Genomic DNA, 25,520 nt, shown 5'->3' with positions numbered 1-25,520 from the left:
GCAACACGTTTTTTAGTAAATCTACCTAAGATTAGGCGGCGGACCTGACGAACAAGCTTGAATAAAATAACCAGGAGCTGAGCATGATGGATCTGAACGGTTTTAGTTGCTTGTCAAGCGATGCCGAGAGCCGTGCCATGGCGGCTGATCATATCTGGCTCATTCCTGGGGCATTTCCAGATGACGGTTTTGAAAAGAACGCGGGGGTGCCTCATTGGACGTCGCGAGCCTGTGGCCAGGCAGCTGGGTGCTCGTTGGCAGCTCAGGGGGCGGTTCAGTCTTATGAGCGGCTCGATGGCCGCAACTATGTCCGCGGCTTCGAGGGTGATGCCGTGCAGATCCGCTATCGGCTGGGCGTTGCAACACTGACCTTGCAGGCATTGCGCAGCCAGCAACCTCGGCAACCCGGCTTGAGCGAGGAGGGCACGCGCCCCATGGCGGTCTCGAGAGCAAGCAGCCCACTCTCCGAACGTGAAACACAAATCTTGCGCTGCATCAGTGAGGGCGGCAGCAACAAGGAAGTGGCGCGCCAGCTTGGTATCAGCCCGAGTACGGTGCGCACTCACGTCGAAAGCATGTTCCGCAAACTGCAGTGCACCACTCGCGCAGCGGCCACGCTCAAGGCGCTGAGCCTGGGGTTGATCTGATTCAGAGCACATCTGGGTGGATTGCCTGCCTTCGGAGGCGACCAAGGGAATGAACAGGCCCCTTTCATGTCTTTCGATAAACCCCGGCCAACTCCCGTGCCAAGCTAATAAAATTCTGCAACGGCGCCGAGGGGTTAAATGTGCGCCGTACCAGAGTAATTGGCGCCAGCAACCGAGGCCGTGCGTCACGTATGCGGCAATACACCACGCTTTCTCGGTGTACGTCGCGCATGGAGGCGGGCACCACCGAGATGCCTTCACCGGCAGCCACCAGGCTGACGTTGGTAAGCATCCGCTCCACTTCAAAGGCGATCTTCGGCTCGAAGCCGGCGTTCTGGCAGGCCTTGATCAGGTTGGCGTACATGCCCGGTGCGCCGGGGCGGCGCACGAGGATGAAGCGTTCGTCTTTGAGGTCAATCATGCTGATTTTGGGGTCAGGTCCTTTGAGCAACGAGTGCCCGACAGGCAGGGTTAGGAGCATTTCCTCGTTGAGCAGGCGATGGAAGCTCAGGCTCTGGGGGGCGGTGACCGGCGCGCGAAGGATACCGAGGTCGACGCGTTTTTCGGTAGTGTCTTCGGTGACTTCACGGGCGCTGCCTTCTTTGATCGAGAGTTCTACACCGGGGTATTGCTCGCGGTAGGCGCGAATGATGCGCGGGATCAGCGGGTGCGCGGAGGCAGAGCTGGTGAACGCAATGATCAGGGTGCCTTCAATACCATGTGCTGCGCGGGAGGCCTTGAGGGAACCTTGTACGACACGTGAGAGAATCACCCGCGCTTCATCAAGGAAAACCAAGCCGCCAGCGGTCAGGTCGACGCCCTTGGGGTGGCGTTTGAACAACTCGAAACCCAACTCTTGCTCTAATGCTCGTATCTGTTGGCTGAGGGGCGGCTGCTGCATATTCAGGCGCGCGGCGGCGCGAGTGAAATGCCGTTCTTCTGCCACCATGATGAAATAACGTAAATGACGAAGTTCCATGGTGGTATGTCCCGTGACAAGACCTTATTATTTGCGATCTGAATGAATCTTCAGGGTGACCAATATGCCGAAAGTGGGCTGTCACGACAATAACAAAAAATAAAAATCGCCTGGAGTACGGATGCCGAACCCTCATGCCAAAAATGGAACTCTGCCTATATTGATTGCCATTGCCTGCGGCTTGACGCTGGGCCTGGTTTATCCGGACGTGGCGATTGATATGAAACTGTTCAGTGACATCTTCATAAAAACGGTCGGCTTATTGATGCCGTTCCTGCTGTTTGTATTGGTTTCTACCGGTGTTGCCGGCCTTAATCGCGAACACAAACACCCCCATGTAGTCGGCCGGGTGGTGCTGTATTTCCAGATGATGTCTATCGCTGCGCTCGCGTTGGGAATGGCCACGGGCGGGCTGTTTAACCTTGATCACGCGGCCGTTTTTGCCCCCGCGCCGGCACAGAGCGTGCTGGAAAACTCTCTTCGCGAGCTCTCTTTTACAACCGTTTGGACCAGCATTTACAGGGTTTTCACCCAGGATCGGGTGTTGCAGGTGATGTTTCTTGCTGTGGTTTGCGGGCTATTGCTTGAGCGTTGTGGCGCATTCGGCAATCGATGCCGGGGGTGGTTGGAAACTGCCGTACAGGTGCTGTTCCGGTTGTTGCGGATCGTCTTGACGTTCGCGCCGCTGGCGGCATTTGGCGCCATGGCTTTTGTCGTCGGAAAATATGGTCTAGGTTCGGTCATGCCGCTGTTGAAGTTTATAGTTGTTATTTATTTGGTGTGCGGGATTTTTATCGTCGTGGTATTCGCGATCATCACCCGGATGGTAGGTGTCAAATTGTCAAGGCTGATTGTCTACTTGAAGGAAGAGTTGCTATTGGTAACGTTTACCGGCTCGTCGGTTGCCGCCCTTCCAGGGCTTATTGGGAAACTTGAGGCACTAGGGTGTGATAGCCAGTTAGTGCGCCTGATACTGACCACCGGATATACCTTTAACTTGTCCGGCACAAACCTTTATCTCACCACCGCGTTCATGTTTCTTGCGCATCAGGCGGGGGTGGATATCGCCGTGCCGGAGATGCTGGCGGCGTTGTTGATTTTTTTGTTTACCTCGCTGGGAGCTACCAGTGTCGCCGGTTCTGCGTTGTTTACCTTGATTGCGACCTTGAGCATTCTGCAACTGGTTCCGCTGGAAGGGGTGGGGCTGCTGCTGGGGGTGGAGCGGTTGATGAAGTGCCGATCGCTGACCAATGTGCTGGGTAATGGCGTGGCATGCCTGGCGATATGTGGGTGGCAAAACTCCATCGATCGTGAGGCCTTGAAACGCGAATTTGCCTGTCTGAAGTAACTACATTTTCCAAGTCCACATCAGTTCGAAATGCGGGCGCTGGCTGGCTTGCGATGGCGGAGCATCAGTCAGGTTGGCTGACTGACACTGCGCCATCCCAGGCTTGGTCTCCAGTGTTTTACGGTTCAGTTTTTGGCGTCTACCAGCTTGTCGAATGCCTTATTCAGAGTGTCTTCAGCGTCTTTCAGTTTTATGCGACGCTCGGCCAGCCATCTCTGATCGCTATCGAGCGTTTTACGCGCCTCAGCCAGCATCCGCTTGACCTCTTCCGGCTGCGGGCCGCCCGTGCCTTTGCGAGTCTTGACCATTTGGGTCGGCGACAACGCCGCCCGGAAGCCCGACTCATCCAACGGCAAGATGTTGGGCGTCCAGTTGTACTTGTCCGCCGCCTGGCGATACAGCTTCTGCGCATCGGCATAAGGGAAAGTCTTCGGCGTGGTGCCGTTGCTGCGCGCCTCGGTGACGATCAGCGATGCGAAGCCATGGCCAATGCGAAACGGCACTTTGAATTGCCGCTCCAGGGTGTCGGCCAGTTCCATCGATGTGGACCACTCCGACTCCAGTTCTTCGAGGGCGCGCTGCGGATTGATTTGCAGCGCGTCGAGCACCGCATTCAGGTTCTTGAACATCTCGCCGGTGGACTGGAACAGCCCCAGCGAATCGAAGGCGAACTTGTAGTCGGTCATGCCGGTGGTAACGTTATGGGCGCGTAAGGTTACGGTCTGCGACAGCCCGACTACATCCGAGGCCGACTCACGGGTGCGCATCAGCAAGCCTGGATTTCGTTTCTGCGGCATCGCGCTGCTGGTATAGGTGGACTCCTCATCCAGCAGCAGCCAAGGGCGAATCTGATGATACTGGGTATGGATGTCGCCAATCATCGCGCCCACCCGAATCGCCGAGGACGCTGCCAGGTTCGCCGCTTCTATCGGGATGTCATAGGTCGAGACCTGGCTCGAATCCAAGGAGTTTTCCCGCACGCCATCAAACCCCAGCAGCTCGGCCAGGCGCTCGCGGTTCAGCGGGTAGGCGGAGTTCGCCAGCACGGCAGTGCCCATAGGACTCAGGTTGAGACGGCTGTAGAGTTCACGAATGCGCTGGCCATCGCGATCAAACGCGGCTTCGAACGCCAACAGGTAGTGCGCATAACTGATCGGCATGGCCTGCACGCCGTTGGTATAGGCCGGCACCAGGGTGTCGACGTTTTTCTCTGCCAGGCGCAGGATCCGTTGGCGGGTGGCGTTCAGTGCTTCGCTGTAGGCCAGTACCTGTGTACGTAATTTGGCCAGACGGAACGTCGCCAGCATGTCCTGGCGGCTGCGGCCGGAATGGATCAGCGACGCCTCGGGACCGATCTTGTCGGTCATGATTTTTTCCAGTTGCAGCACATCATCGGGACGCTTGCCGCCGGGCTGGTCGGCCTGGTCGATGGCGTAACGCACGCCGCCAGCGATCTTGTGGCCCATGTTCGGCTTGACGATGCCTTCTTCGGTGAGCATTACAATCGAGGCTTTGTTGATACGGTTTAGCCAGGCAAACTGGGTTTGGGTCGGATCGACCTTGGCCTTGCGCGACGCCTGCGAGGTATCGGTCGTGGCGCCGACTTTCGCGGCCTGGGCCGCGCACTGTTCAGTCGTGCTGCAGGGCAGCTGCCCGGTGTCGGCGGCGTAGGCGCCGTAACTGCTGAACAGGGCGAAGGCCACGGCGAGGTGGATGAGTGTCTTATAGGCGTTCATGTTAATGCTCCGCATTTTTAATGGGTTACAACAGGGGCAGGGTGTAGCTGACGATGAACCGGTTCTGGTCGATGTCATTGCCCTTGCCGTTGCTGCGGTAAGTGCCGTTGCGCCATTTCACACCGAGGTTCTTCAGCGCGCCGCTCTGGAATACGTAGCCGATGTCGGTGTTGCGCTCCCACTCGGTGCCTTCCACGCCTTTGGAGCGTTCGAAGTTGTCGCCCTTGAGGTAGCGCGTCATGAAAGTTAGGCCGGGCAGGCCTAGGGCGGCGAAGTCGTAGTCGTAGCGAGCCTGCCAGGACCTCTCCTCGGGGTTGGCGAAATCCGGCGAGATCATCACGTAGTTGACCAGGTAGGAGTCGGTGCCATCGAGGTGCGGAAAGCCGGTGGTGCCTTTCATGACCTGATAGGCCGTGCCGAACGAGTGGCCCTGAATGCTGTAGGTGAACCGCGCACCGAAGGCCTGGTTGTCGATGTTGGTATGGCCGTCGCTGCTGGAGTCGGCGTAGCGTAAATCGGTCTTGAACGAATGGGACTTGCCCAGCGACAGGGTGTGCACCACGTTGAAGATGTTCTGCTTGTAGTTGTTCTCCAGGCGGGCGTAGTGGTAGCCGGTGGCGAGGTCTTTGCTCCACTTGTAGTTGGCGCTGGCGAAGTCGAATTTGTCGCTGGGCACGGCGCCCTTGATGCCTTTGCCGGCGACTTCGATGTCATCGTGGCCACTGACATTACGCAAGGTGTTGCTGGTCAGGCGCCCGGCGTCGAAGGTCAGGCCGTCGATGTCCTGGCTGGTCAACTGCGCGCCGCGAAAGGTTTGTGGCAACAGGCGTCCGTCGTTGGGCAGCACGGTCGGCAGCTTGGGAATCAAGGTCCCGACTTTCAGCACGCTTTTGGAAATCCGTGCTTTGGCGGTAGCGCCCATGCGGCTGTAGCTGTCCGGGGCCTTGTCATTACCCACGGGTAACAGTCCGCTGTTTTGCCGATCAGGGCCGGAGTCGAGCTTCAAACCCAGCAAGCCCATGGCATCGACGCCAAATCCTACGGGCCCGTCGGTAAAGCCCGACTGGTAGTTGAGAATCAGCCCTTGGGCCCATTCATCCCGCTTGGACTGGTTGGCACCGTCCTGGCGGAAATCACTGTTGAAGTAGAAGTTGCGAAGTTCGAGGTCGGCCTTGCTGTCTTCGAAAAAGTCAGCTTCAGCAAAGGTAGGGAAGGCGAGGGTCAAACCCAGGGTGGCCGAAGTCAACCCCAGGGCGATAGGGGATTTTGTCATTGTTATACCCATTGGCTGCTGCTTTGTTTTTAGAGTTGTGTGACCGGAGGGCGAAGGGAGACGACGTCCGGCAAGTGCAGGCTAACGAGTCGGCTTTCAGATTGAAAATATATAGAAAGTGTCGATTGCAGATGTTTTGAATATGGCTAGCGGCTTTTGTTTATCGGCCAAGTACTCCCTGAAAAAGTCTTAAACTACCGGAGACGATTTTTTCAACAGAGTCCGCCGTTTCCTGTCTTGGCCGTTCTCAGGTCATGGCCGATCATCACGGGTGGTCCGTTCAGGAACTGAGACCTACTGGAGAAAAGGCCTGACCTGAGGCGTTAGTTGAGAAGCCAGTGGGTGCAGGTCCTCGAACCTGCATAACGTCACCGCGACGTCATACGCGTTTTCACACACGCTGGTCGATAGCTGCGATTTTCCGAAGGGATCATTCGGCTAACAGCCCTCACATCCGATGATGTTCCAGCAGAAAGTCCACGAACACTCGCACCCGCGCCGGCATCGCCGAGCCACCTACGAACACCGCATGAATCGGCTCCCGGTCTCCGGGGTTCCATTCTTCCAGCAGCGGTATCAGGTCGCCGCGCTGCAGGTCCTCGGCGACGGTGAAATCGCCGATACGCGCGATGCCCGCGCCTACCCGTGCGAGTTGTGCCAGCGCCTCACCACTGCTGCATTCGATGTTGCCGCTGACCTTCAGGGAAAACGCTCTGCCGTCGCGAGTGAACGGCCAGTTGGGTTCGGCGCGACGGAAATTGAAGCGCAGGCAGTTGTGCCGTAGCAGGTCTTCCGGTTCCAGGGGTGTGCCATGGCGCTCTAGATACTCGGGCGAGGCCACCACCACCTGGCCGGTGTCGCCAATCCTGCGCGCGGTCAGTGGGCTGTCGGGCAAATGGCCAAAGCGTACCGCCACGTCGGCCTGGCCGCCGAGAATGTCGACGACTTCGTCGCCGAGGGTGAGGTCGACGACAATGTTCGGGTAACGGGCGCTGAAGGCGGCCACCAGAGGAACGATGGTCTGCCGCCCATGACCAAGGGCGGCACTGACCCGCAACCGGCCCTTGGGCACGCCCTGGTCGGCGACAGCTTCTTCGACCTCGGCCATGTCAGCCAGGATACGCCGGGCGCCGCGAAGGTAAGCCTCGCCCTCGGCGGTGAGGGTGATCGATCGAGTGGTACGCAACAGCAGGCGGGTGCCAAGACGTTGTTCGGTACGCGCGATGACCCGACTGACCGCCGAGGGGGTCAGCCCCAGTGCACGCGCGGCGGCCGACAAGCTGCCTTCCTGCGCTACCGTGGCGAACATAGTCATTTCACCGGATCTGCCGTTGAAGTCCATTTGTGCTCCTTGCGCAAAGGTGATTGCCAGAAATGCTATCTACCGCCAGGAAAGGCTGGATCGTAGCATCTGCGGCATAGATAAGGAGCCTTCCAATGCGTATCAATCCACCACTTGTCGCACTCGCCATGGGTGCCTTTGGCATCGGCGTCACCGAGTTCGCCCCCATGGGCATGTTGCCGGGCATCGCTGCGGATCTCGGCGTTTCCATTCCAGCCGCAGGCCTGTTGGTCAGTGCTTACGCTCTTGGCGTACTGCTCGGCGCGCCGCTGATGACCCTGACCACCGGCAGGATTCCCCGGCGCTATCTGTTGATCGGACTCATGGCGATTTTCACACTGGGTAATCTGATGTCAGCGCTGGCGACCGATTACTACAGCCTTATGGTCGCCAGGGTGGTGACCTCACTGAATCACGGTGCGTTCTTTGGCGTTGGCGCCATCGTCGCCGCCAGCGTGGTCGCCCCGCAGAAACGGGCCGGGGCGGTCGCGGCCATGTTCATGGGCCTGACCCTGGCGACCATCGGCGGCGTGCCGCTGGCCGCCTGGTTTGGCGAACTGTTCGGCTGGCGCAGCGCATTCTGGGGGATTACCGGCCTGGGGGTAGTGGCCATGGCCGCGTTGTGGTTCGCCCTGCCCAACGTGCCGACGCCGCAAAGCATCGGTGTGTTGGCCGAAATTCGGGTACTGGGCCGTGGACCGGTGTTGGGGGCGCTGGCCCTGACCGTCGTCGGCTCAGGTGCGATGTTCACCGTTTTCACTTATATCGCCCCGATCCTGAGCAGTGAGACGCATGCCTCCGCCACTTTCATCACGGCCATGCTGGTGCTGTTCGGGGTGGGGCTGACGCTGGGCAATATGTGGGGCGGCAAGGCGGCGGATCGCTCGATAGACCGCACCCTGATCGTTTCGCTGAGCGTGTTGATTCTCGTCTTGCTGGCGTTCACCGTATTGATGCGCTGGCCGCTACCGGCTGCGGTCGCCATCTTGATCTGGGGGATCGCCAGTTTTGCCTTGGTACCTCCATTGCAAATGCGCGTGATGGAAGCCGCCAAGGACGCGCCTAATCTGGCCTCGGCAGTGAATATTGGGGCCTTCAACTTTGGCAACGCGATTGGCGCGGCGCTAGGCGGCGCGGTGATCAACGCGGGGTTGGGTTACCCGGCGATTGCCCTGGCCGGAGCGGCAATGGCTGGCTTGGGGTTGCTGATGGTGCTGGCTTTCGCCTGGCGTTCCAGAGTGGTTGTGGCTGCGGCATTGTGACGGTGGCGCGAATGCAAGCGAGCAGCAGTCGATTCAAGCCACCACTGCTGAGCAGTGGGCTCGGAGCCACATAGAACGTTTGACCAAACTTCAAGTGGCTGATTAGAGTGACTAGCCTTACGGGCTGCCGACTGCCATGGACATCCACATGAGCGACTTCTCCCTGCTGCTTGCCTTCATCGCTGCTGCGTCAGTGCTCACGGTTACTCCCGGCGTGGACACCGCCATGGTGCTTCGTGCTACAGCGACCGGGGGGCGACGTTCGGCGGCGATGGCGTCTATCGGTATCGTGCTTGGGTGTCTGGTGTGGGGCGCCGCGGTGTCACTGGGGCTCGGTGCCCTGTTGCAAGCTTCGGAGTGGGCTTACCTTGCGCTGAAAATTGTCGGCGCCGCTTATCTCGTCTGGCTGGGTGTCAAACTGCTGCTGCGACCTCGGACAACGCTGCAAGGGCAGGGGAGCGAGAACGTGGCTGCCTCTGCGCGTGACGCCTTTATTCGCGGTTTATTGACTAATCTGCTGAACCCCAAGATAGGTGTCTTCTACATCACGTTCCTCCCGCAGTTTGTCCCCAGTGGCGCGAACGTGGCCAGTTACTCCTTCTTCCTTGCGGCGTTACACGTGCTGTTGACGCTGGCCTGGTTCGGCATTCTGGTGGCGGCGACGGTGCCACTGAGCAATTTCCTGAAGCGCCCGGCAGCCTTGAAGGCCCTGGATCGACTCACAGGCGGCGTTTTTGTCGCGTTTGGGCTCAAGTTGGCGGTTTCCAATCCGGCTTGAGCCCACCTTAAAAGTCATCGACGGCTTGGGTTCAAGGCCGCTAGGCCCGCCACGGTGCAAGCGCCCCTTCGAAAAGTGAAAAGGCTCGGTGCAGGAAACCGTTGAAGCGAGCGGCATCACGCCGCAGCCCGGCCTGTTGACCACCAATCAGGCACAGGTGGGCCACCTGTCCAATCACTTCCGCTTGGCCTGGCATAGGGACCAAGCGGCGGCACGTCCGTATCGCGAAGTCCAGTCGTCTTGTGTCAACACGCTGCTGAAACTCGCCTACCAACGGGTCGTGCAGCGACCAGGCTCGGATGGAAACCTCCCGTCCAGGTTGCTTCTCAGCGGCAATACTCAAGTAGCGTCTCAATATTTCGCCCGCGCTGCGACCCTGGGCCGCATAAGCGAGCATGCGCTCCGTGTAGTCTTCTTCCCAAGCGGCGAGCAAGGTGCGTACAAAGTCTTCGCGATTGCGGAAGTGGTGATAGAACGATCCGCGGGTCACATCCAATCGGCGCGATAGACTTTCGGCCGAAACGCCAACATGCCCTATTTGGTCGAGGGCTTCAAAACCCGCCGCGATCCAATGGTGACGCGTTAGTTTTCTCACCCGTTATTTCGCTCCAGAGTTGGCGCCATACAGACTGTGTATGGTGTGTAACCGATTGATACGCTGCGAACACCCGCAAAGATGGCCGTTGCGTTTTGCACGCCAGCACTTTCCATGGAGCTCGCCTTGAAGAAAATCGTTCTGGTTGCTTTCGACCAATTCACGGATATCGACCTGTTCCTGATGTGGGACATTCTAGGCCGCAACACGGCGGACTGGCACGTTCGAATATTGGCTTCCAGCGCTATCGTGCGGTCGGCGCACGGCTTGCCTGTTTCGGTGCACGGTCCGCTTTGCGAGGCCAATAGTGCCGACGCGGTATTGTTCGTCAGCGGAAAGGAAGGGATACCCGCTGCACTGGCCGCCCCGGATTTCCTGCCGTCGTTTGAACTTGACGCCAGGCGCCAGCGAATCGGCTCCATCTGCGCCGGCGCTTTCATCCTCGAACGGCTGGGGCTGCTCAGTGGCCAGGCAACGACACACCCGGATGCACGATCTGGCTTGCAAGCGCTGGGACTTACGCCGATGGACCAGCCTCTTGTATGCCAGGGGAACGTTGCAACCGCTGGCGGATGCCTTTCGGCGCTCTATCTGGTGGGATGGTTGGTTGAATCCTGGTTCGATGCCGACAAGCGCCGTGCGACCTTGCTGCCTGTTCTACCCACAGGACAGCAAGCGCTTTATGATGCCTTGATCGGGCTCAGTATCCGACAAGGAGAAGTGCGCGCCTTCCAACAGGAAACGCGACATGGCAGGTCGTCTAATTGGTAGTTGGAACTCAGGAGAGAACCCCGATGCCCCAAGAATTTGAGCTCATTAAGGCGGTGCCAGTCCCTTCGAGGTCCGGCATCACCCTTCTTTACCAGTCGATGAACCTGGCGGACGCTTTTGCGATTCGGCTCCCTGCGGGCACATCCGGCAATCCAGATTTGCTGGCTCGATTCATCTTTTCCCATCAGCCATCCTGGATCGGATGGCTCTTGAACATCCGAGACACTATCGTTGCCTGTTTTGGTCTCAAGACAGCCAAACATTTGGCAACCCTTGCTGATCGGGTTGGCGTCTTCAAGGTCTACAGCACGAACCAGACTGAAATCGTGTTGGGCGAGGACGACAAGCACCTCGACTTCCGGATATCGATCCTATGTTCTGAAGGGGCAGAGCCAGAAGGCAGTCGCCAACTCGTTCTTTCAACCGTGGTCCAATGCCACAACCGTCTGGGCCGGGTCTACATTTTCGTGATCGCCCCCTTTCACCGCTTGGTCGTCAAGGCCAGCCTCCTGCGCGCGGCGCGCGTCGGTTGGCCTCTGGCTGGCTGCCCCTAAGGCTGAGAGCGCTGTGTGCAAAAATGGATCTCTGAAAAGAGGTCCATTCTGAAATCCTCCACGACCGCGAGCGAATCGGGCACGTTGCGACTATGCTCATTGCCACTGCAGGCAATCTACGGGTTTCAATGATCGGCCGCCAAGGAAAGGAGTCTGTATGTGTCTAGTACTACATGCCCGGTTCTACTGTTGTAGTGACCGAATGAGCCATCTGGTAACAGGTGCCCATCGGCGCATTTTGATCCCTGGGCGCCCCATCGTCAGTTCGTGAGCATTTGCGTGAGGTTCTTGGCTCAAGTTGAATGCCTGCTCCAAACTTCACAGGGTCGAATCTCCAATCTGCAGGCCGACTTCTCCAAACCAGATCAAGCAGTCGATCCAGGCTGTCGGCAGGTGCAGGTGGATGACTTTTGGTAATCCCCAAGCACGATGGAGAACAACATGAACACCAAACCGATCCACAAACTCTTGTGGCGCTTCGCTGGCTGCGTGACCGGGCTGGCAATGGTTGCCGCCCATCCAGCCCTGGCTGCCGACGGTGGCATCGCCCGCGCCCCTACCGCAAGCCATAGCATCGCCTTCAGCAACTCCTACGCGGGCAGCGATTTTCGCAAGGTGATGGTGCGCAACTGGCAGGAGATCGCGGTCCAGGCGCAAAAGGATGGCTTGATCCGCGAGGCTCCGGTGGTCAGCGCGAATAACTCGGCGTCGGAACAAGCGGCCCATATCCAGGACTTGATCGTCAAGGGCGTGAACGCCATCGTCGTCCTGGCCGCGTCCGACACCGCCCTCAACGGGGTGATCCGCGACGCCTGCAACGCCGGCATCGTGGTGGTGGTCATGGCCAGCCTCGTCACCGAAAGCTGCGTCTATACCGTGGATTACAACTGGTCCGCCATGGGCCGCGTGGAAATGGATTACATCGCCGAGCGCCTCAAGGGGAACGGCACGCTGCTGGAGATCCGCGGCATTGCCGGCGATGCCACCGATAAAAACATCAGCGACGGCATCCGCAAGGCCGCCAGCGATTATCCGGGCCTGAAGTTCGCCAAGACCGTCTACGGGAACTGGACCGCTTCCGTCGCACGCAAGGAGGTGGCGCTGGCGCTGCCGTCGCTGCCCAGCATCGATGCCGTCGCGACTCAAGGGGGCGACGGTTATGGCGCGGCCATGGCATTCAAGGCGGCAGGACGCCCTTTACCGATCATCGTGATGGGAAATCGTCAGGACGAACTTGCCCTGTGGAAACAGGAGCGCGATGCCAATGGCTACGAGACCGTCTCCGTCTCCGCCTCCCCAAGCGTCTCCCAGGTGGGGTTCTGGGTGGCCCAGCAGGTTCTGGCGGGCAAGCAGGTGCCGAAGTTCGTCGAAGTGCCGCTGGTGCGTATCGATGGGAAAGACCTGGACGCCTGGCTCGCCACGATGCCGGTGGGCGGCGCCGCCAATCCTTCCTATGACCAGGCTTCCGTGGTGGCGATGATCGACGCGGCCATCAACAAGACGGCGCCGCCGACGACACCTTTGCCTGAGGTGACGAAGCAGTAGTGGCGGACGGGAGGCGAGGCACCATGTCGACATTCCGGCCCGCCACGGACAGGCCCATTGCCGTCAGGATTGGCCTGGCGGTCGCCGCGCTGGTGTTCCTGATGCTGGCGGTGTCGCTGGTGAACCTCTACGGCCTGCGCGGCATGGTACGTGCGGTGGATTCCGCCAGCCATTCCGCGGAAATCCTGGCCTCGGTCAACGGGGCCACCGGGCGGGTGGAAAACTTCATCGCTACCCGCGACCAGGGAAGCCTGTCCCAGGCCGAAGGCATGGTGGCGACGGCGATCGACGGCCTCTCCGCCATTGCGGTGGCCGAGGCGCAATCGCTCAAGGGCAGTCTGGAACGGCTCGCTGCGGCGATCGCCGCCTTGCGGGCGGCGAGCCTGACCATGGACGGCGAAACGGAGAACATGACAGCCCACTACGGCCGGATGCGAGAGGCGACGATCCTCGTCGAACAGGGCATCGCCGATGGGTTGAAAGGGCTTGAGTCCCGCACCGTGGAGCACGAGGCGCGGGTGAGCAACATCGAAAGCGCCCATCGCATCCTGGATATCCTGCGCAATGGCGAACGGATCATCACCGCCAATGTGGCCAGGATGCTGGTGACCGGTGACGGGGAGGCCGCTACTGCGGCGCGGAACGCCAGCGCGGCGCTCCAGCCTGTGGTCGAGCAATTGCACGAGTTGATGGGAGCGCCGCAGGAGAGAGAGGCCCTGGAGCAATTGGCGACGGCGCTCGCTGCTGCCAGCCTGGCGGTCGAGCACCTTGGCGAAGCGCCCAAGCTTCGGGGAGGCGAGGCTTTGCGGTATCTCGCCACCGTCGGGGATATGGCCGAGCGCCTCGAGGCAATGTTGGGTGACGTGGATGGACACGTCGCCCATGACGCCAGCGACATTCAGGCAGCAACCGGTCTGCTGCGAAATGCCGCCGCGTTGTCCAAGCGTTTCGCCGAGCGTGTTGCCACCCTGGAGGCGCAGACCTTGTCGTTTCGCCTGTCACCGTCGGCCGAGGTCGCCGGCTCAGTTAGCCATATCCTGGACGAACTCTCCCGGCTCTCTCGGGTTCTCCCTGCGTCCGTGGGGCTGCAGGCCAAGGCTACGTCCCTGACGGTCAGCGATCAGATTGCCGGCTACCGGGCGGCATTCGCCAGGTTCCATCAAGCGAGCAGTGCCTTGAGCGACGCACGCGACCAGGTTCGCGACGAGGCACGGAGCGCCGGCCTGTTGGTGGCGCGCTTCGCTGGCCAAGCACGCTCCGACGCCTTGATCCACAATGATCGCAGCATGCTTGCGACGATCGTTGCCGGCACCGTCGCCATTCTGCTGGCCGGCGCCATCGCCTGGAGTACGTCGCGATTCGTCGCGCAGCCCATCGTGGCCCTGGCCTCGGTCATGCGCCGGCTTGCGGCTGGCGACCTGAACGCCGAGATCGCCAGCGCCGGACGCGGCGATGAGATTGGCATCATGACCCGCGCCGTACGGGTGTTCCAGGAGAACGCCCTGCGCATCCGGGTGTTGGAGGCCGAGGCCGAGGCCGAACGCCAGCAAGTCCAGGCCTCCTTGGAGAGAATGGTCGCCGAACGGACCGACACGCTGCACCACCAGACCGAGGTACTGGAGGCGCAGGCCATCGAACTCATTCAGGCGCGCAACCAGGCCGAGACGGCTAACCAGGCAAAGAGCGATTTCGTGGCCACGGTCAGCCACGAGTTGCGCACCCCCTTGACCCTCATTCTCGCCCCCTTGGAGCAGCTCTCGGCGGCGACTACCCCGCCAGCGGACTGGCATGTGCAAATCGACCGCGCCCAACGCAACGCCCTGCGCTTGATGAACCGGGTGAACGACATCCTCGATTTTTCCAAGGCCGAAGCGGGCAAGTTTGAGCTGTGTCCAACACCCATTGACTTGAACAAGGTGGTGGGTGTTCTGGCCGAGGACGCCGCCATGGTGGCCGCAGGCAAAGGCTGCACCTTGACCTGCAGCATCGATCCCGCGCTGGGTACGGTGTTTCTGGACTCCCAACACTTCGAGAAGATTCTTCTCAACCTGGTGAGCAATGCCATTAAGTTCACGCCTGCTGGCGGCACCGTGCACCTGGCAGTCACGCCGTTCGATGGCGAGCGATTTGAGCTCGCGGTGCAAGACTCGGGGATTGGCATCGCGCCTGACAAACTGCCGCTGCTGTTCCAGCGTTTTTCCCAGATCGACAATTCCGCCACGCGCCACTACAGCGGTACAGGCATTGGTCTGGCCCTGGTCAAGGATCTGGTCGAACTGATGGGGGGTGAAGTCGGTGTCAGCAGCGAGCCCGGACGGGGTTCGTGCTTCTTTGTTCGACTGCCGCTGGGGGTTGAGCAGAACACCATGCCGACCGAAGCCAGCCCTATGCAGCAGCGATCGTCATCGAGCACGACAAGCGCAACCGAGCAGCGCCACCTGCGTTTCGACGACGGTCACAGTGGCAGTCGCAACGATCGAGCTTCGCCCCAAGGCGCCGACGACGAGCAGCCCCCGGAACATGCCTCGCGATCCAGAGTGCTGGTGGTCGACGACAGCCCGGAAATGCTGGGCTATCTCAGCGAGCTTTTGCGAGACGATTACATCGTCGCCACCGCAACTGATGGGGAGCAGGCCTGGGCACTGCTGCAGCTTCGACCCATCGATGTCGTGGTTTCGGATGTGATGATGCCCAAGCTCGACGGCTTTGGCCTGACAGCCAGAATCAAGGCCAGCGCCGGTTTTGCCCATTTGCCCGTGATCCTGGTGACCGCCCGCGGCGGTAGCGAGGCCTGCGTCTCCGGGCTGGAGAGTGGTGCCGATGACTATATTGCCAAACCCTTTTCGCCGCTGGAACTCAAGGCGCGCGTACGCGCGGCGCTGCGCATGAGCCAGGTGCAAACCGAACTGCATGCAAAATCCCGTCAGGCGGGCATGGCCGAAATCGCCACGACGGTGCTGCACAACGTCGGCAACGTCCTCAACAGCGTGAACGTATCGGCAGAACTGGTCAGCAGCCAGATGCGCACCTCCAAAGCCCGGGGACTGGGCAAGGTGGCTCAGTTGATGAACGAACACGTTCACGACCTGAGCGACTTTCTCACCAAAGACCACAAGGGAAAGATGCTGCCCGACTACCTGCTCAAGCTGGCGGGGGTGGTGGCGGCAGAGCAACAGAGCATCATCGAAGAACTCGGACAACTCACCAAGGGCATTGACCACATCAAAACCATTGTCGCGGCCCAACAGTCCTATGCCGTTGCCGTCAGTATTGTCGAGACAGTGCCGGTCGCAGCGTTGATCGACGATGCCTTGCGCATGAGTGCTGGATTGCTGGCCCGCCAGGAGGTGACGATGGTCAAGAACATCGCCGACTTGCCCCTGTTGCCGTTGGACCGGCACCGGGTGCTGCTGATTCTGGTGAACCTGATCGGTAATGCCAAGCAGGCGTTGGACGGCGTGATCGATCGCAGCCCATGTGTCACGCTCAGCGCCTCCCTCGCTGAAGGGCAGGTATTGCGTATCACGGTGGCCGACAACGGCAATGGGATTGCGCCTGAGCACCTGCCGCGTATCTTTTCCCATGGCTTCACGACGCGTAAAGACGGTCACGGTTTCGGCCTGCACAGCTGCGCGCTGGCCGCGCAGGAAATGGGTGGCAGCTTGACGGTGCATAGCGACGGAGTTGGACAGGGCGCAACCTTTACTCTCGATATTCCTCTTGAGGCTTCGCTGAGTAAGCGGTGAACACCGGACCGCAGAGACTACTGGTCGACGATCGGCTGCGCTGGGCACTGGTCGCCTCGGCCGGCATGGGTGCTTGGCCACAGCAGCGTGGCCAGGCCAATGGCATAGACAACCGCAAATAGCACGTAGGCAATACGGGTGGAAAACAGCTGGGGCGTTTCTGTCGGCAACGGTGATACACCGAGCCCGAACAGAATAAGGAAGGTCATGAGCCCCCCGCCGAATACTTTGCCAGCGGCGTTACCCATGGCGGCTCGGCCGGCAAACAGCAGGCTTACCAGCAGCAGGATCAGCGCCACCAGCCATAGGGTCGGCCGCAGTTCGAACAGCGTGAAGGCCAGGGAAGCCACCACCCCGCCCAGCAGGTTGACCATCACCAGGCCAAGGGCGGTGCGGCTGCTCATGCCAAGGGAAAACTGGCTAAGCAACGAGGCCACCGTGATGGGGACGACCATCGCCGTGGCCAGTCGCGGGTCGCTCAGGCACAGCGCAATCATGGCCAGCAGAATCGCCGCGCTGGCCATGGCCTGATGAATCACCCGCGTCAGCTCGCGTGGCTGGGGGATTTGCGGGTCGGTGTGTTCACTTGCAGGGTCGGGCAGCAGCGCATGGGTGCCCCAAGTCAGCAGCAAACCCAGGCTGACCGCCTTGACCAGCACTAGCACGATGGACTCGCCCAGATCAGGCTGCACGATATCGAGCATCGGCACCACAATGGCAATGACCAGCATCAGCGCCGGTCCCGCGCCGCCCAGTTGTTGGCCTTGCGCGGTAAAACAGGCGAAATAGAACAGCCACAGCACCGGCAGGAGCACCCACGGCCGCTCACCGAGCATGCCGGTAATACACACCAGCAGCGCGCCGGCCAGCATGCACACCAGCAACGTTGTCAATCCCTGAGATAGCGCTGGCGCACGGCGGTTGGCCAAGAGGAACTGGATGGCGAACAGCGGCGCGAGAAAAGGCAAAACGTCGTCCAGGAGCAGACCCGTGCACAAGCCCACGGTCACTGCCAGGGCGACGCGCAATCCCTGGCGTTTGATTCGCAGCAGCTCCAGCGCAACTTGCCGATCAATTGACATAGTTCAGCCAGGCGCCCAGGCGTGTCATGAATGCCCCCAGTGCGTTAGTCATGGGGTTGTCATCGGTATAGATCACCACGGTTACCTGTGAGCCATAACGCGGGCCGATCGGGTGAGGTTCCTCCACTATCAGGCGAACTGGAAAGCGCTGCGGGTCGCGCACCCAACCACTCTCGTTGCGCACCGAGGGCAGGGCTGCGTTGCTGCTGTCCTGTTGCGCGACGCCCCAACCCACGCTTTCAACGCGGCCTTTGAACACGCGACCTGGCAATACATCGAACACCAGTTCCGCCGGGTCGTCAGCCTGCACATGTTCCAGGCTGTTTTCCTTGAAGGCGGCAGACACCCATACGGTAGTTCTGTCGATGAAGGTCAGTGCCGGTTGGCCAGCGCTGACGACCTGGCCAACGGCGAGCTGGAGATGGGTGATCACGCCATCGGCCGGTGCAATGACTTCGGTACGCACCAGATCTAACCGGGCTTTTTCCAGCGCCGCCAGGGCTTGTTTGAATTGCGGGTTGTCGTTGCCTTTGGGCCCTAATTGCTGGCGCGATCGTTCCAGGTCGGCTTGGGCTTTGCTCACGGCCGCCTCGGCGGAGCTCAGCGAAGCTTTGGCTTCATCTTGGCGGGCGGGGGCGAACACACCGCGCTCGACCAATTGATTCACTCGCCGGGCTTGCTCGCGTATGTTGTCGCGCTGTGCACGCGCCGACACCAGCTGTGCCTGGGCGGCATCCACCGAGGCGGTACTGGCACCCAATGTCTGGCCGGTTTCCTCCAGCCGTGCTTCAGCTTCGCTGACGACAAGCTTGTAGGGTTGCGGGTCGATACGAAACAGCACCTGGCCGGCCTTCACCCGGGCATTGTCGAGCACCGCAATCTCTGTCACACGGCCACCCACCTCGGCAGCCATTTCCACCACATAGGCTTGCACCACGGCTTGCGACGTCGAGGGCGTGCGCCGCTCCATAAAAATGGAGAGGGTAAACAGCACGGCGATCAACACCGCGACGCCTAGCGCAATGCGCCGCAGCGGATTGGCTGGCGCAGGCTTTTCAGGAGGCGGTTCAGTTTGGCGCTCAGGTTCGACGGAAACTGGCGAGTTCTGTGTTTCGGGCATGTCGGCACCTGTAAGTCATGGCAACTCAAGAAAAACTGGCAGCGCGCCGGGGAGAGGCGATCCGGGGCGTTGGCTCAGACCGGGTCAGTGGCCGTGACCCGTGCGGTGCGGATAAACAGCGCGCGCAATTTCTCCCAGAAATTGCCACCCAGTACGAAGAAGCTGCCAACCAGCAGTGCATCGCCGAGCAGTTGTAATGCCCAGCTATTGGGGCGCAGACCGGGCGCGAGGGTATCGACATAGGGTTCGAGAAAGGAGCACACCAGCGGCAAGCAGAACATCACCAGGCCAATCCGGTGGCGGGTGACGCTGACCTCCTGTTCAGCGCTGGGCACAAGGCCTGACACATAGCTGAACACATGCTGCTTGAGCTCTTGAAAACCCGCCTTGCCCATCACGGCGATGACCAGCAGCAACAGCACCTTGTTGATGATGAACAGGGCGCCGGTGATCGCCGCGATGGTGGCGCGGGGTACATCCGCGGCCGCGGCCAGCGGCACCAACAACCACAACGTGAGCATTAGACAAAGAATGGCGATGCCTAACTTGAAGCGCCATTTCGCGGACGTTGCCGGAGACTGTGCCGTGGCCATGCTGCCTTACCTTTCTTTAACATTGTTATTGGTTGTGGTCTGGAGCGAAATTGAGCTTAGCAGCTGGATTGCCAACGCATTCAGTCGTGTCAGTTTTTCTGCGCCTGCCCCAATCCATTACAAAAAGGTTGGCGCTGAGGCTGTGGGTCAAGGCGACCTGAGTGGAGCCTCAAAGGGGGATGTGGGTTGTCGACAAGACCTGGCGCAACCCCATGAACGAGCGAATCTGACGAACCCCAGGCAGGTAAAGCAATTGCTCCGCGTGGAGCCGGTTGAAACTGTTGCTGTCCTTGGTGCGCAGCAACATGAAGTAGTCGAACTCCCCCGTCACCACATGGCACTCCATGCAGCCGGACACTTTTTGCGCGGCCGCCTCGAATGCGGCGAAGGATTCCGGTGTGGAGCGGTCCAGCACTACACCGATCAAGACCACCATCCCCGCATCCAGCGCTTCATTGTCCAGCAGTGCGACGATGTTCTTGATCAGGCCGACCTGCTTGAGTCGTTCGACGCGCCTGAGGCAGGCCGGGGCACTCAGTTTCACCTTCTCTGCGAGCGCCACGTTGGAGATGGAGGCATCCCGTTGCAGGACCTTGAGAATAGCGCGGTCGGTTCGATCCAGTGGATGCGGCACCGGGACCGTAGCGCCCGGGTTCTTGTGAGCGTTTGTTGCTCTCATATTGAATTCCACGCATTAAAAGTATGTTTGATGTGCCTTCATGGAAATTATGTTTTTCCAATTGATGGAAACTTGCAACACATATTTTTCGAATTCTTCTTAATATTGAACTCATCGAAGCCCCTCCGGAAAGAGCCTGGAATGCGGTCTTTTCCCTTTCGGTCTGGCGCTTGGATATCCCATATCAAGGAGCAGAGTCATGAACCTGAATCGTTTTGAACGTTATCCGTTGACCTTTGGTCCTTCTCCCATCACGCCTTTGAAGCGCCTCAGTAAACATCTGGGGGGCAAGGTGGAGCTGTATGCCAAACGTGAAGACTGCAACAGTGGCCTGGCCTTTGGTGGGAACAAGACACGCAAGCTCGAATACCTCATTCCCGAAGCGCTCGAGCAAGGCTGCGATACGCTGGTTTCCATCGGTGGCATTCAATCGAACCAGACTCGCCAGGTCGCTGCGGTCGCTGCCCACCTGGGCATGAAGTGCGTATTGGTGCAGGAAAATTGGGTGAACTATTCCGACGCGGTGTATGACCGGGTAGGCAACATCGAGATGTCGCGGATCATGGGCGCTGACGTGCGGCTTGACGCAGCAGGTTTCGATATTGGTATCCGGCCAAGTTGGGAAAAGGCCATGAGCGATGTCGTGGAGCAGGGCGGCAAACCGTTTCCGATTCCGGCGGGTTGTTCCGAGCACCCGTATGGCGGCCTCGGTTTCGTCGGCTTTGCCGAAGAAGTACGGCAGCAGGAAAAAGAACTGGGCTTCAAGTTTGATTACATCGTGGTCTGCTCGGTGACCGGTAGTACGCAGGCGGGCATGGTTGTCGGTTTCGCGGCTGACGGTCGTTCCAAGCATGTGATTGGTATTGATGCTTCGGCCAAGCCGGAACAGACCAAGGCACAGATCCTGCGCATCGCCCGGCACACGGCTGAGCTGGTGGAGCTGGGTCGCGAGATTACGGAAGAGGATGTGGTGCTCGATACGCGTTTCGCCTACCCGGAATATGGCTTGCCCAACGAAGGTACGTTGGAAGCCATCCGACTGTGCGGCAGCCTTGAAGGGGTGCTGACAGATCCGGTGTACGAAGGTAAATCGATGCATGGCATGATTGAAATGGTGCGTCGTGGTGAATTTCCCGAAGGTTCCAAAGTGCTTTACGCACACTTGGGTGGAGCACCGGCGCTGAATGCCTACAGCTTCCTGTTTCGTAACGGCTAAGCGTAGAACTGCTTGGAGTTTCCTGTGGGAGCCCCTGTGGGAGCGAGCTTGCTCGCGATTGCGTTGGTTCAGTGTCTACAGAAGTAACTGACAATCGCTATCGCGAGCAAGCTCGCTCCCATAAGGGATTATGTCAGCCAGGCTCACGAATCACGCCGGGAGTACCACCATGCATGCGATATCGCAGTCTGCAATCTGGGTGAAAGAACCGCTGGCCGATACCCGGGTCGTCATCGTGACCAGCGCCGCTTTGCCCAAATACATGATTGACCAGTTGCATATGGAGATCGACGACTGGGACCAGGTTGCTTATCTGGTGGTCCAGCAATCCAGGGCGTTTATGCTCGACTGGCTGCAATTTGGGTCCAACCCAATAGCGTCGGCGCCGGCGACCACCTGCCGGGCCGGCCAACTGCTGCACGGCGTATCCAAAGGCTGTTTTTTACTGGATGTCGAAGCCAGCCCGATACCCCGTTTCACCTGGCTGGGATCAGTCTGCGGTCACCCACTGCGTGTCCTCAAACTGGGAGACGCAGCCTCCCATGCAGCGATCGATAAACAGGTGGAAGAGATTTTATCGGTGACGCGGACACTGGTGAAAAGCGGGTTGCAGGAACGCTGTTTCAGCTGACAAAAGTCATCGCCATTCATGGCTGAATCGATTACCCAAATAGAAAGGCCAAACCCATGAGCCGATCTGCCGACTGTGGTTCTAAAACCATGAAGTGGATGCGTGAGCCTTCGAACTGTACGCACATCGTTGTCGTAGTGTCCGCAATGGACAGTGATCATATTGATCTGATGCATCATGGCTTTAGCTGTTTTGACAATATTGCACTGGTGCAGGTTGAACCTCCGGATATCGGGACTGACAGGTGTGTTGAAGTACACGTAACGGGGTGTGATTACAGCTTTCTCGTTTGCGGTGTACTTGAGGAGTATCTGTTAAACAATCTTTCCATTGGCCATCCGTGCATCTACCAGATAGGGCAAGGCAACTGGGCCGAGCGCTCCGTCATTGATGCGGTAGAGCACGTCAAAAAACTCGCCCGATTGAGCTATTCGCGCCACCTTGAAGCGTTGCCCGACATTTGCAGGAGATGCCCATGAACCTGTCCGATATTCATGCCCAATGGCCGGGCCAGAGCACTGAAGATGCTCAAGAAGTTGCTGAGTGGCGGGACGCCTTGCTGTCGGTTATCGCCCATAGCGGCACGGCACAGGCCAAGCAGATCCTCGACATGCTAGTGGCGGTGGCAAGCGCCTCGGACCTCGGTTGGCGGCCCAGCCATGGCACGCCTTACATCAATACCATCGGTGTCGAGCGCCAGCCGGTATTTCCAGGGGACCTGGCCATCGAAGAGCGGCTGGCCTCGATCATGCGCTGGAATGCGTTGGCCATGGTTGCCAGGGCCAACCACGCCTATGGCGAATTGGGCGGCCATATCGCCAGTTATGCCAGCGCGGCGGATTTGTTCGAAGTAGGCTTCAACCATTTCTTCAAAGCGCGAACCGAAAGGCGCGGTGGCGATCTGGTGTTCTATCAGCCGCACTCGGCGCCAGGGGTCTATGCTCGGGCGTTCCTCGAGGGACGCCTGGAAGAACAGGACCTGCTGCATTATCGCCAAGAGATCGGCGCACGCGCCAAGGGGGCCCGAGGGTTGTCGAGTTACCCGCATCCTTGGTTGATGCCGGACTTCTGGCAGTTTCCGACGGGCTCCATGGGCATTGGTCCGATCAGCTCGATCTACCAGGCGCGTTTCATGCGTTACCTGGAGCATCGCGGCCTGCAAGACAACGCCGGGCGAACCGTCTGGGGCGTGTTTGGCGACGGGGAAATGGATGAGCCGGAAAGCATGTCGGCACTGACGGTGGCCGCCCGGGAAGGGCTGGATAATCTGGTCTGGGTGGTCAATTGCAACCTGCAACGGCTGGACGGGCCGGTGCGTGGCAATGGTCGCATCGTCGACGAGTTGGAGGCGTTGTTTGGTGGTGCAGGCTGGAACGTCATCAAACTGGTTTGGGGGTCCGACTGGGACAGTTTGTTTGCGCGCGATACAGATGGCGCACTGGTCAAGGCGTTATCCAGCACCGTCGATGGGCAGTTCCAGACGTTTGCGGCAAAAGACGGGCGCTTTAACCGTGATCATTTCTTTGGCCAGAACGAGGCGTTGGCGCAGTTGGCACAGGGCCTGACTGATGAACAGATCGACCGCCTGAAGCGTGGCGGTCACGACATGGTGAAGATCTTCGCCGCCTATCAAAGCGCGCTGCTCGAAGGCAACAAACCCACTGTGATTCTGGCGCAGACCAAGAAGGGCTTCGGCATGGGCGATGCAGGGCAGGGCAAGATGACCGTGCACCAGCAGAAGAAGCTCGACAGGGAGGCGCTGATTGCGTTCCGCAATCGTTTCAACCTGCCGTTGACCGATGAACAGGCCGCCTCGTTGAGCTTCTTCAAACCCGCTGAAGACAGTGCTGAAATGCGCTATCTGCATGAGCGTCGTCGTGCATTGGGTGGGTACATGCCATCGCGCCCTTCGACTGCCGAACCATTGGCGGTGCCTGACGTCAGTAGCTATGGCGGGTTTGCCATCGGTGCCCAAGGCAAGGAAATGTCCACCACCATGGCGTTCGTTCGAATGCTCAGTGGTTTGCTGCGGGACAAACAACTGGGCCCGCGCATTGTGCCGATCGTGGCGGATGAAGCGCGTACGTTCGGCATGGCCAGCCTGTTCAAGCAGATCGGCATTTACTCCAGCGTGGGGCAGCGATATGAGCCGGAAGACATCGGTTCGATCCTGAGCTATCGGGAAGCGCTGGACGGCCAGATTCTCGAAGAGGGCATCAGCGAGGCAGGGGCGATCAGTTCCTGGGTTGCGGCGGCGACCAGCTATTCGGTACATGGTTTGCCGATGCTGCCGTTCTACATCTATTACTCGATGTTCGGCTTCCAGCGCATCGGCGACCTGATCTGGGCGGCGGCGGATCAACGGGCCCGCGGTTTTCTGCTCGGGGCCACCGCAGGCCGCACGACATTGGGGGGCGAAGGTCTGCAGCACCAGGACGGCAACAGTCATCTAATGGCGGCGATGGTCCCCAATTGCCGGGCTTACGATCCGGCATTCGCCGGCGAGTTCGCGGTGATCCTGGATCACGGCATGCGCCAGATGCTGGAGCGTCAGGTGGACGAGTTTTATTACGTCACCTTGATGAACGAGAACTACCCGCAGCCCAACCTTCCTGAAGGCGTCGAACAGGCCATTATCCAAGGCATGTATCGGTTCGCCCGGTATGAAGTCGAGGGGGCGCGTGGGCGTGTTCAGTTGTTGGGTTCCGGCGCCATCCTGCGTGAAGTGATTGCCGCCGCCGAGTTGCTGGCGAGCGATTGGGGTATCGACAGTCAGGTCTGGAGCGTGACCAGCTTCACCGAGTTGGCACGTGATGCCCGGGAAGTGGAGCGCTGGAATCGATTGCATCCTGGACAACCTTTGCGCTGCAGCCATTTGCAGGCGTCGCTCAACGACTCGACGCCGATCATTGCCTGCACGGACTACGTTCGCGCCTTGCCGCAGTTGATCGCCAGTTATCTTGATGTCCGGTACACGGTACTCGGGACCGACGGGTTTGGCCGTAGCGATACCCGCGACCAGTTGCGCAGGTTCTTCGAAGTGGATCGCCACCAGATTGTCTTGAGTGCGCTGACTGCATTGGTGCATGAGGGGCGTCTGGACGCCAGTGTCTGTGCCGAGGCTATTGAGCGTTATGCCATTGACGTTGACGCGGTAGTCCCTTGGGATGCTTGATTTCAGGGTTGGTGTGTATATCCGTTGCTGCGGTAACGGCTGCTTATGGTTCCGCTTTTACAGCGGGTCACTTTTGAAGAGCCCGGAAGCCGGCCCAGTCAAAAGTAACCAAAACGCTTTTGCCCCACCACTCGGTGCCTCGCCTAGGCTCGGCATGCCTGAACGAAGGCATTGCTCCGTGGGCCCGCCGCGAAGGGCCATCCATGGCCCAGCGCGGCTACCTCGGCATCCATGCCGAGGTGCCCACTACGCAACACCTTCGTTCAGCCATCGTGGTTAACGGGGCGTCCGAGATCAACGTCCACCACGAGGCGGCCTGATAGCCGACCTGGTTCTTGATGGGACCGCGTTTCTCCTGTGGGATGTGGGAGCGGGCTTGCTCGCGAAGGCGGTGTGTCAGTTTGCGGTGATGTTGGATGTGCCGGCGTCATCGCGAGCAAGCTCGCTC

General features: G+C 59.6%; 20 protein-coding genes and 3 pseudogenes. 14 read left to right on the top strand and 9 right to left on the bottom strand.

All coding sequences use genetic code 11. The features are described from left to right. Positions 1–455: 455 nt before the first annotated feature. Positions 456–647 (top strand): annotated as a pseudogene (locus AB4N80_RS22475) (response regulator transcription factor); the annotation flags it as partial. Positions 648–711: 64 nt separating this feature from the next. Here the strand turns inward: AB4N80_RS22475 and AB4N80_RS22470 are convergent. Beyond that, complete coding sequence (locus AB4N80_RS22470; RefSeq protein WP_122568300.1) at positions 712–1,626, bottom strand: LysR family transcriptional regulator; 915 nt, start codon at positions 1,624–1,626, stop codon at positions 712–714. Between the two features lie 121 nt (positions 1,627–1,747). Between AB4N80_RS22470 and AB4N80_RS22465 the strand changes: the two genes are divergently transcribed. Then, on the top strand, positions 1,748–2,974 hold the full coding sequence (locus tag AB4N80_RS22465; RefSeq protein ID WP_122568301.1) for a cation:dicarboxylate symporter family transporter: 1,227 nt from the start codon (positions 1,748–1,750) through the stop codon (positions 2,972–2,974). A gap of 125 nt (positions 2,975–3,099) precedes the next feature. Here the strand turns inward: AB4N80_RS22465 and AB4N80_RS22460 are convergent, their stop codons facing one another. The 3 genes from AB4N80_RS22460 to AB4N80_RS22450 all read right to left on the bottom strand — a co-directional run bounded on the left by AB4N80_RS22460 (position 3,100) and on the right by AB4N80_RS22450 (position 7,325). After that, positions 3,100–4,710, bottom strand: a complete 1,611-nt coding sequence (locus AB4N80_RS22460; protein ID WP_122568302.1) for an argininosuccinate lyase — start codon at positions 4,708–4,710, stop codon at positions 3,100–3,102. 25 nt (positions 4,711–4,735) lie between these two features. Next, positions 4,736–5,983 carry an OprD family porin gene (locus tag AB4N80_RS22455; RefSeq protein WP_122568303.1) on the bottom strand — a complete coding sequence of 416 codons (1,248 nt, stop codon included), beginning with the start codon at positions 5,981–5,983 and terminating at the stop codon, positions 4,736–4,738. 448 nt (positions 5,984–6,431) lie between these two features. Then, positions 6,432–7,325, bottom strand: coding sequence for a LysR family transcriptional regulator (locus tag AB4N80_RS22450; protein WP_122568304.1), 894 nt, complete (start codon positions 7,323–7,325; stop codon positions 6,432–6,434). A 95-nt stretch (positions 7,326–7,420) separates the two neighbouring features. Here AB4N80_RS22450 and AB4N80_RS22445 point away from each other — a divergent pair, with 95 nt between their 5' ends. After that, positions 7,421–8,587 (top strand): MFS transporter, encoded by a 1,167-nt coding sequence (locus AB4N80_RS22445; protein WP_122568305.1) that lies wholly within the window; start codon positions 7,421–7,423, stop codon positions 8,585–8,587. A 148-nt stretch (positions 8,588–8,735) separates the two neighbouring features. After that, positions 8,736–9,365, top strand: a complete 630-nt coding sequence (locus AB4N80_RS22440) for a LysE family translocator (protein WP_122568306.1) — start codon at positions 8,736–8,738, stop codon at positions 9,363–9,365. Positions 9,366–9,405: 40 nt separating this feature from the next. On the opposite strand, the gene AB4N80_RS22435 is transcribed toward AB4N80_RS22440, so the two are convergent. Next, positions 9,406–9,960: a TetR/AcrR family transcriptional regulator gene (locus tag AB4N80_RS22435; RefSeq protein WP_460078887.1), complete on the bottom strand. Its 555-nt coding sequence runs from the start codon at positions 9,958–9,960 to the stop codon at positions 9,406–9,408. A 126-nt stretch (positions 9,961–10,086) separates the two neighbouring features. On the opposite strand from AB4N80_RS22435, the gene AB4N80_RS22430 reads away from it, so the two are divergent. From AB4N80_RS22430 to AB4N80_RS22405, 6 genes and pseudogenes are all read left to right on the top strand, one after another. Continuing rightward, complete coding sequence (locus AB4N80_RS22430; RefSeq protein WP_460078885.1) at positions 10,087–10,731, top strand: DJ-1/PfpI family protein; 645 nt, start codon at positions 10,087–10,089, stop codon at positions 10,729–10,731. Between the two features lie 23 nt (positions 10,732–10,754). Beyond that, positions 10,755–11,285 carry a DUF2867 domain-containing protein gene (locus AB4N80_RS22425; RefSeq protein WP_460078882.1) on the top strand — a complete coding sequence of 177 codons (531 nt, stop codon included), beginning with the start codon at positions 10,755–10,757 and terminating at the stop codon, positions 11,283–11,285. A 441-nt stretch (positions 11,286–11,726) separates the two neighbouring features. Continuing rightward, complete coding sequence (locus AB4N80_RS22420) at positions 11,727–12,830, top strand: ABC transporter substrate-binding protein (protein ID WP_122568309.1); 1,104 nt, start codon at positions 11,727–11,729, stop codon at positions 12,828–12,830. A 23-nt stretch (positions 12,831–12,853) separates the two neighbouring features. Then, a pseudogene (locus tag AB4N80_RS22415) lies at positions 12,854–15,118 on the top strand (sensor histidine kinase); the annotation flags it as partial. Next, positions 15,110–15,715, top strand: a pseudogene (locus AB4N80_RS22410) (response regulator transcription factor); the annotation flags it as partial. The pseudogenes AB4N80_RS22415 and AB4N80_RS22410, both read left to right, overlap by 9 nt. Beyond that, positions 15,716–16,576, top strand: coding sequence for a sensor histidine kinase (locus AB4N80_RS22405; protein WP_460083138.1), 861 nt, complete (start codon positions 15,716–15,718; stop codon positions 16,574–16,576). Between the two features lie 17 nt (positions 16,577–16,593). Here AB4N80_RS22405 and AB4N80_RS22400 read toward each other — a convergent pair whose 3' ends face one another. From AB4N80_RS22400 to AB4N80_RS22385, 4 genes are all read right to left on the bottom strand, one after another. Then, positions 16,594–17,658, bottom strand: a complete 1,065-nt coding sequence (locus AB4N80_RS22400; RefSeq protein WP_460078879.1) for a DUF2955 domain-containing protein — start codon at positions 17,656–17,658, stop codon at positions 16,594–16,596. Next, the gene (locus AB4N80_RS22395; protein ID WP_354336531.1) at positions 17,648–18,778 is read right to left on the bottom strand and encodes an HlyD family secretion protein; all 1,131 of its coding nucleotides are present in this window, start codon (positions 18,776–18,778) and stop codon (positions 17,648–17,650) included. Before AB4N80_RS22395 ends, AB4N80_RS22400 begins: the two co-directional genes overlap by 11 nt. A gap of 74 nt (positions 18,779–18,852) precedes the next feature. After that, positions 18,853–19,371 carry a transporter suffix domain-containing protein gene (locus AB4N80_RS22390; protein ID WP_305470589.1) on the bottom strand — a complete coding sequence of 173 codons (519 nt, stop codon included), beginning with the start codon at positions 19,369–19,371 and terminating at the stop codon, positions 18,853–18,855. A 169-nt stretch (positions 19,372–19,540) separates the two neighbouring features. Then, a complete protein-coding gene (locus AB4N80_RS22385; RefSeq protein ID WP_163006837.1) occupies positions 19,541–20,050 on the bottom strand; it encodes an Lrp/AsnC family transcriptional regulator in 510 nt (169 codons plus the stop codon). A gap of 199 nt (positions 20,051–20,249) precedes the next feature. Here AB4N80_RS22385 and AB4N80_RS22380 point away from each other — a divergent pair, with 199 nt between their 5' ends. The 4 genes from AB4N80_RS22380 to mdeB all read left to right on the top strand — a co-directional run bounded on the left by AB4N80_RS22380 (position 20,250) and on the right by mdeB (position 25,072). Continuing rightward, positions 20,250–21,266 (top strand): 1-aminocyclopropane-1-carboxylate deaminase, encoded by a 1,017-nt coding sequence (locus tag AB4N80_RS22380; protein ID WP_122568314.1) that lies wholly within the window; start codon positions 20,250–20,252, stop codon positions 21,264–21,266. 169 nt (positions 21,267–21,435) lie between these two features. Continuing rightward, complete coding sequence (locus AB4N80_RS22375; protein WP_460078875.1) at positions 21,436–21,897, top strand: transketolase; 462 nt, start codon at positions 21,436–21,438, stop codon at positions 21,895–21,897. Positions 21,898–21,953: 56 nt separating this feature from the next. Further along, positions 21,954–22,376: a hypothetical protein gene (locus tag AB4N80_RS22370; RefSeq protein ID WP_122568316.1), complete on the top strand. Its 423-nt coding sequence runs from the start codon at positions 21,954–21,956 to the stop codon at positions 22,374–22,376. Further along, complete coding sequence (gene mdeB / locus AB4N80_RS22365) at positions 22,373–25,072, top strand: alpha-ketoglutarate dehydrogenase (protein WP_460078872.1); 2,700 nt, start codon at positions 22,373–22,375, stop codon at positions 25,070–25,072. The genes AB4N80_RS22370 and mdeB overlap by 4 nt, the downstream gene beginning before the upstream one ends. The last annotated feature ends 448 nt before the right edge of the window (positions 25,073–25,520 follow it).

The organism is Pseudomonas sp. H3_A02, assembly GCF_054671965.1.
Note: the sequence above shows the minus strand (reverse complement) of the source record. Positions and strands in the feature narration are given on the sequence as shown.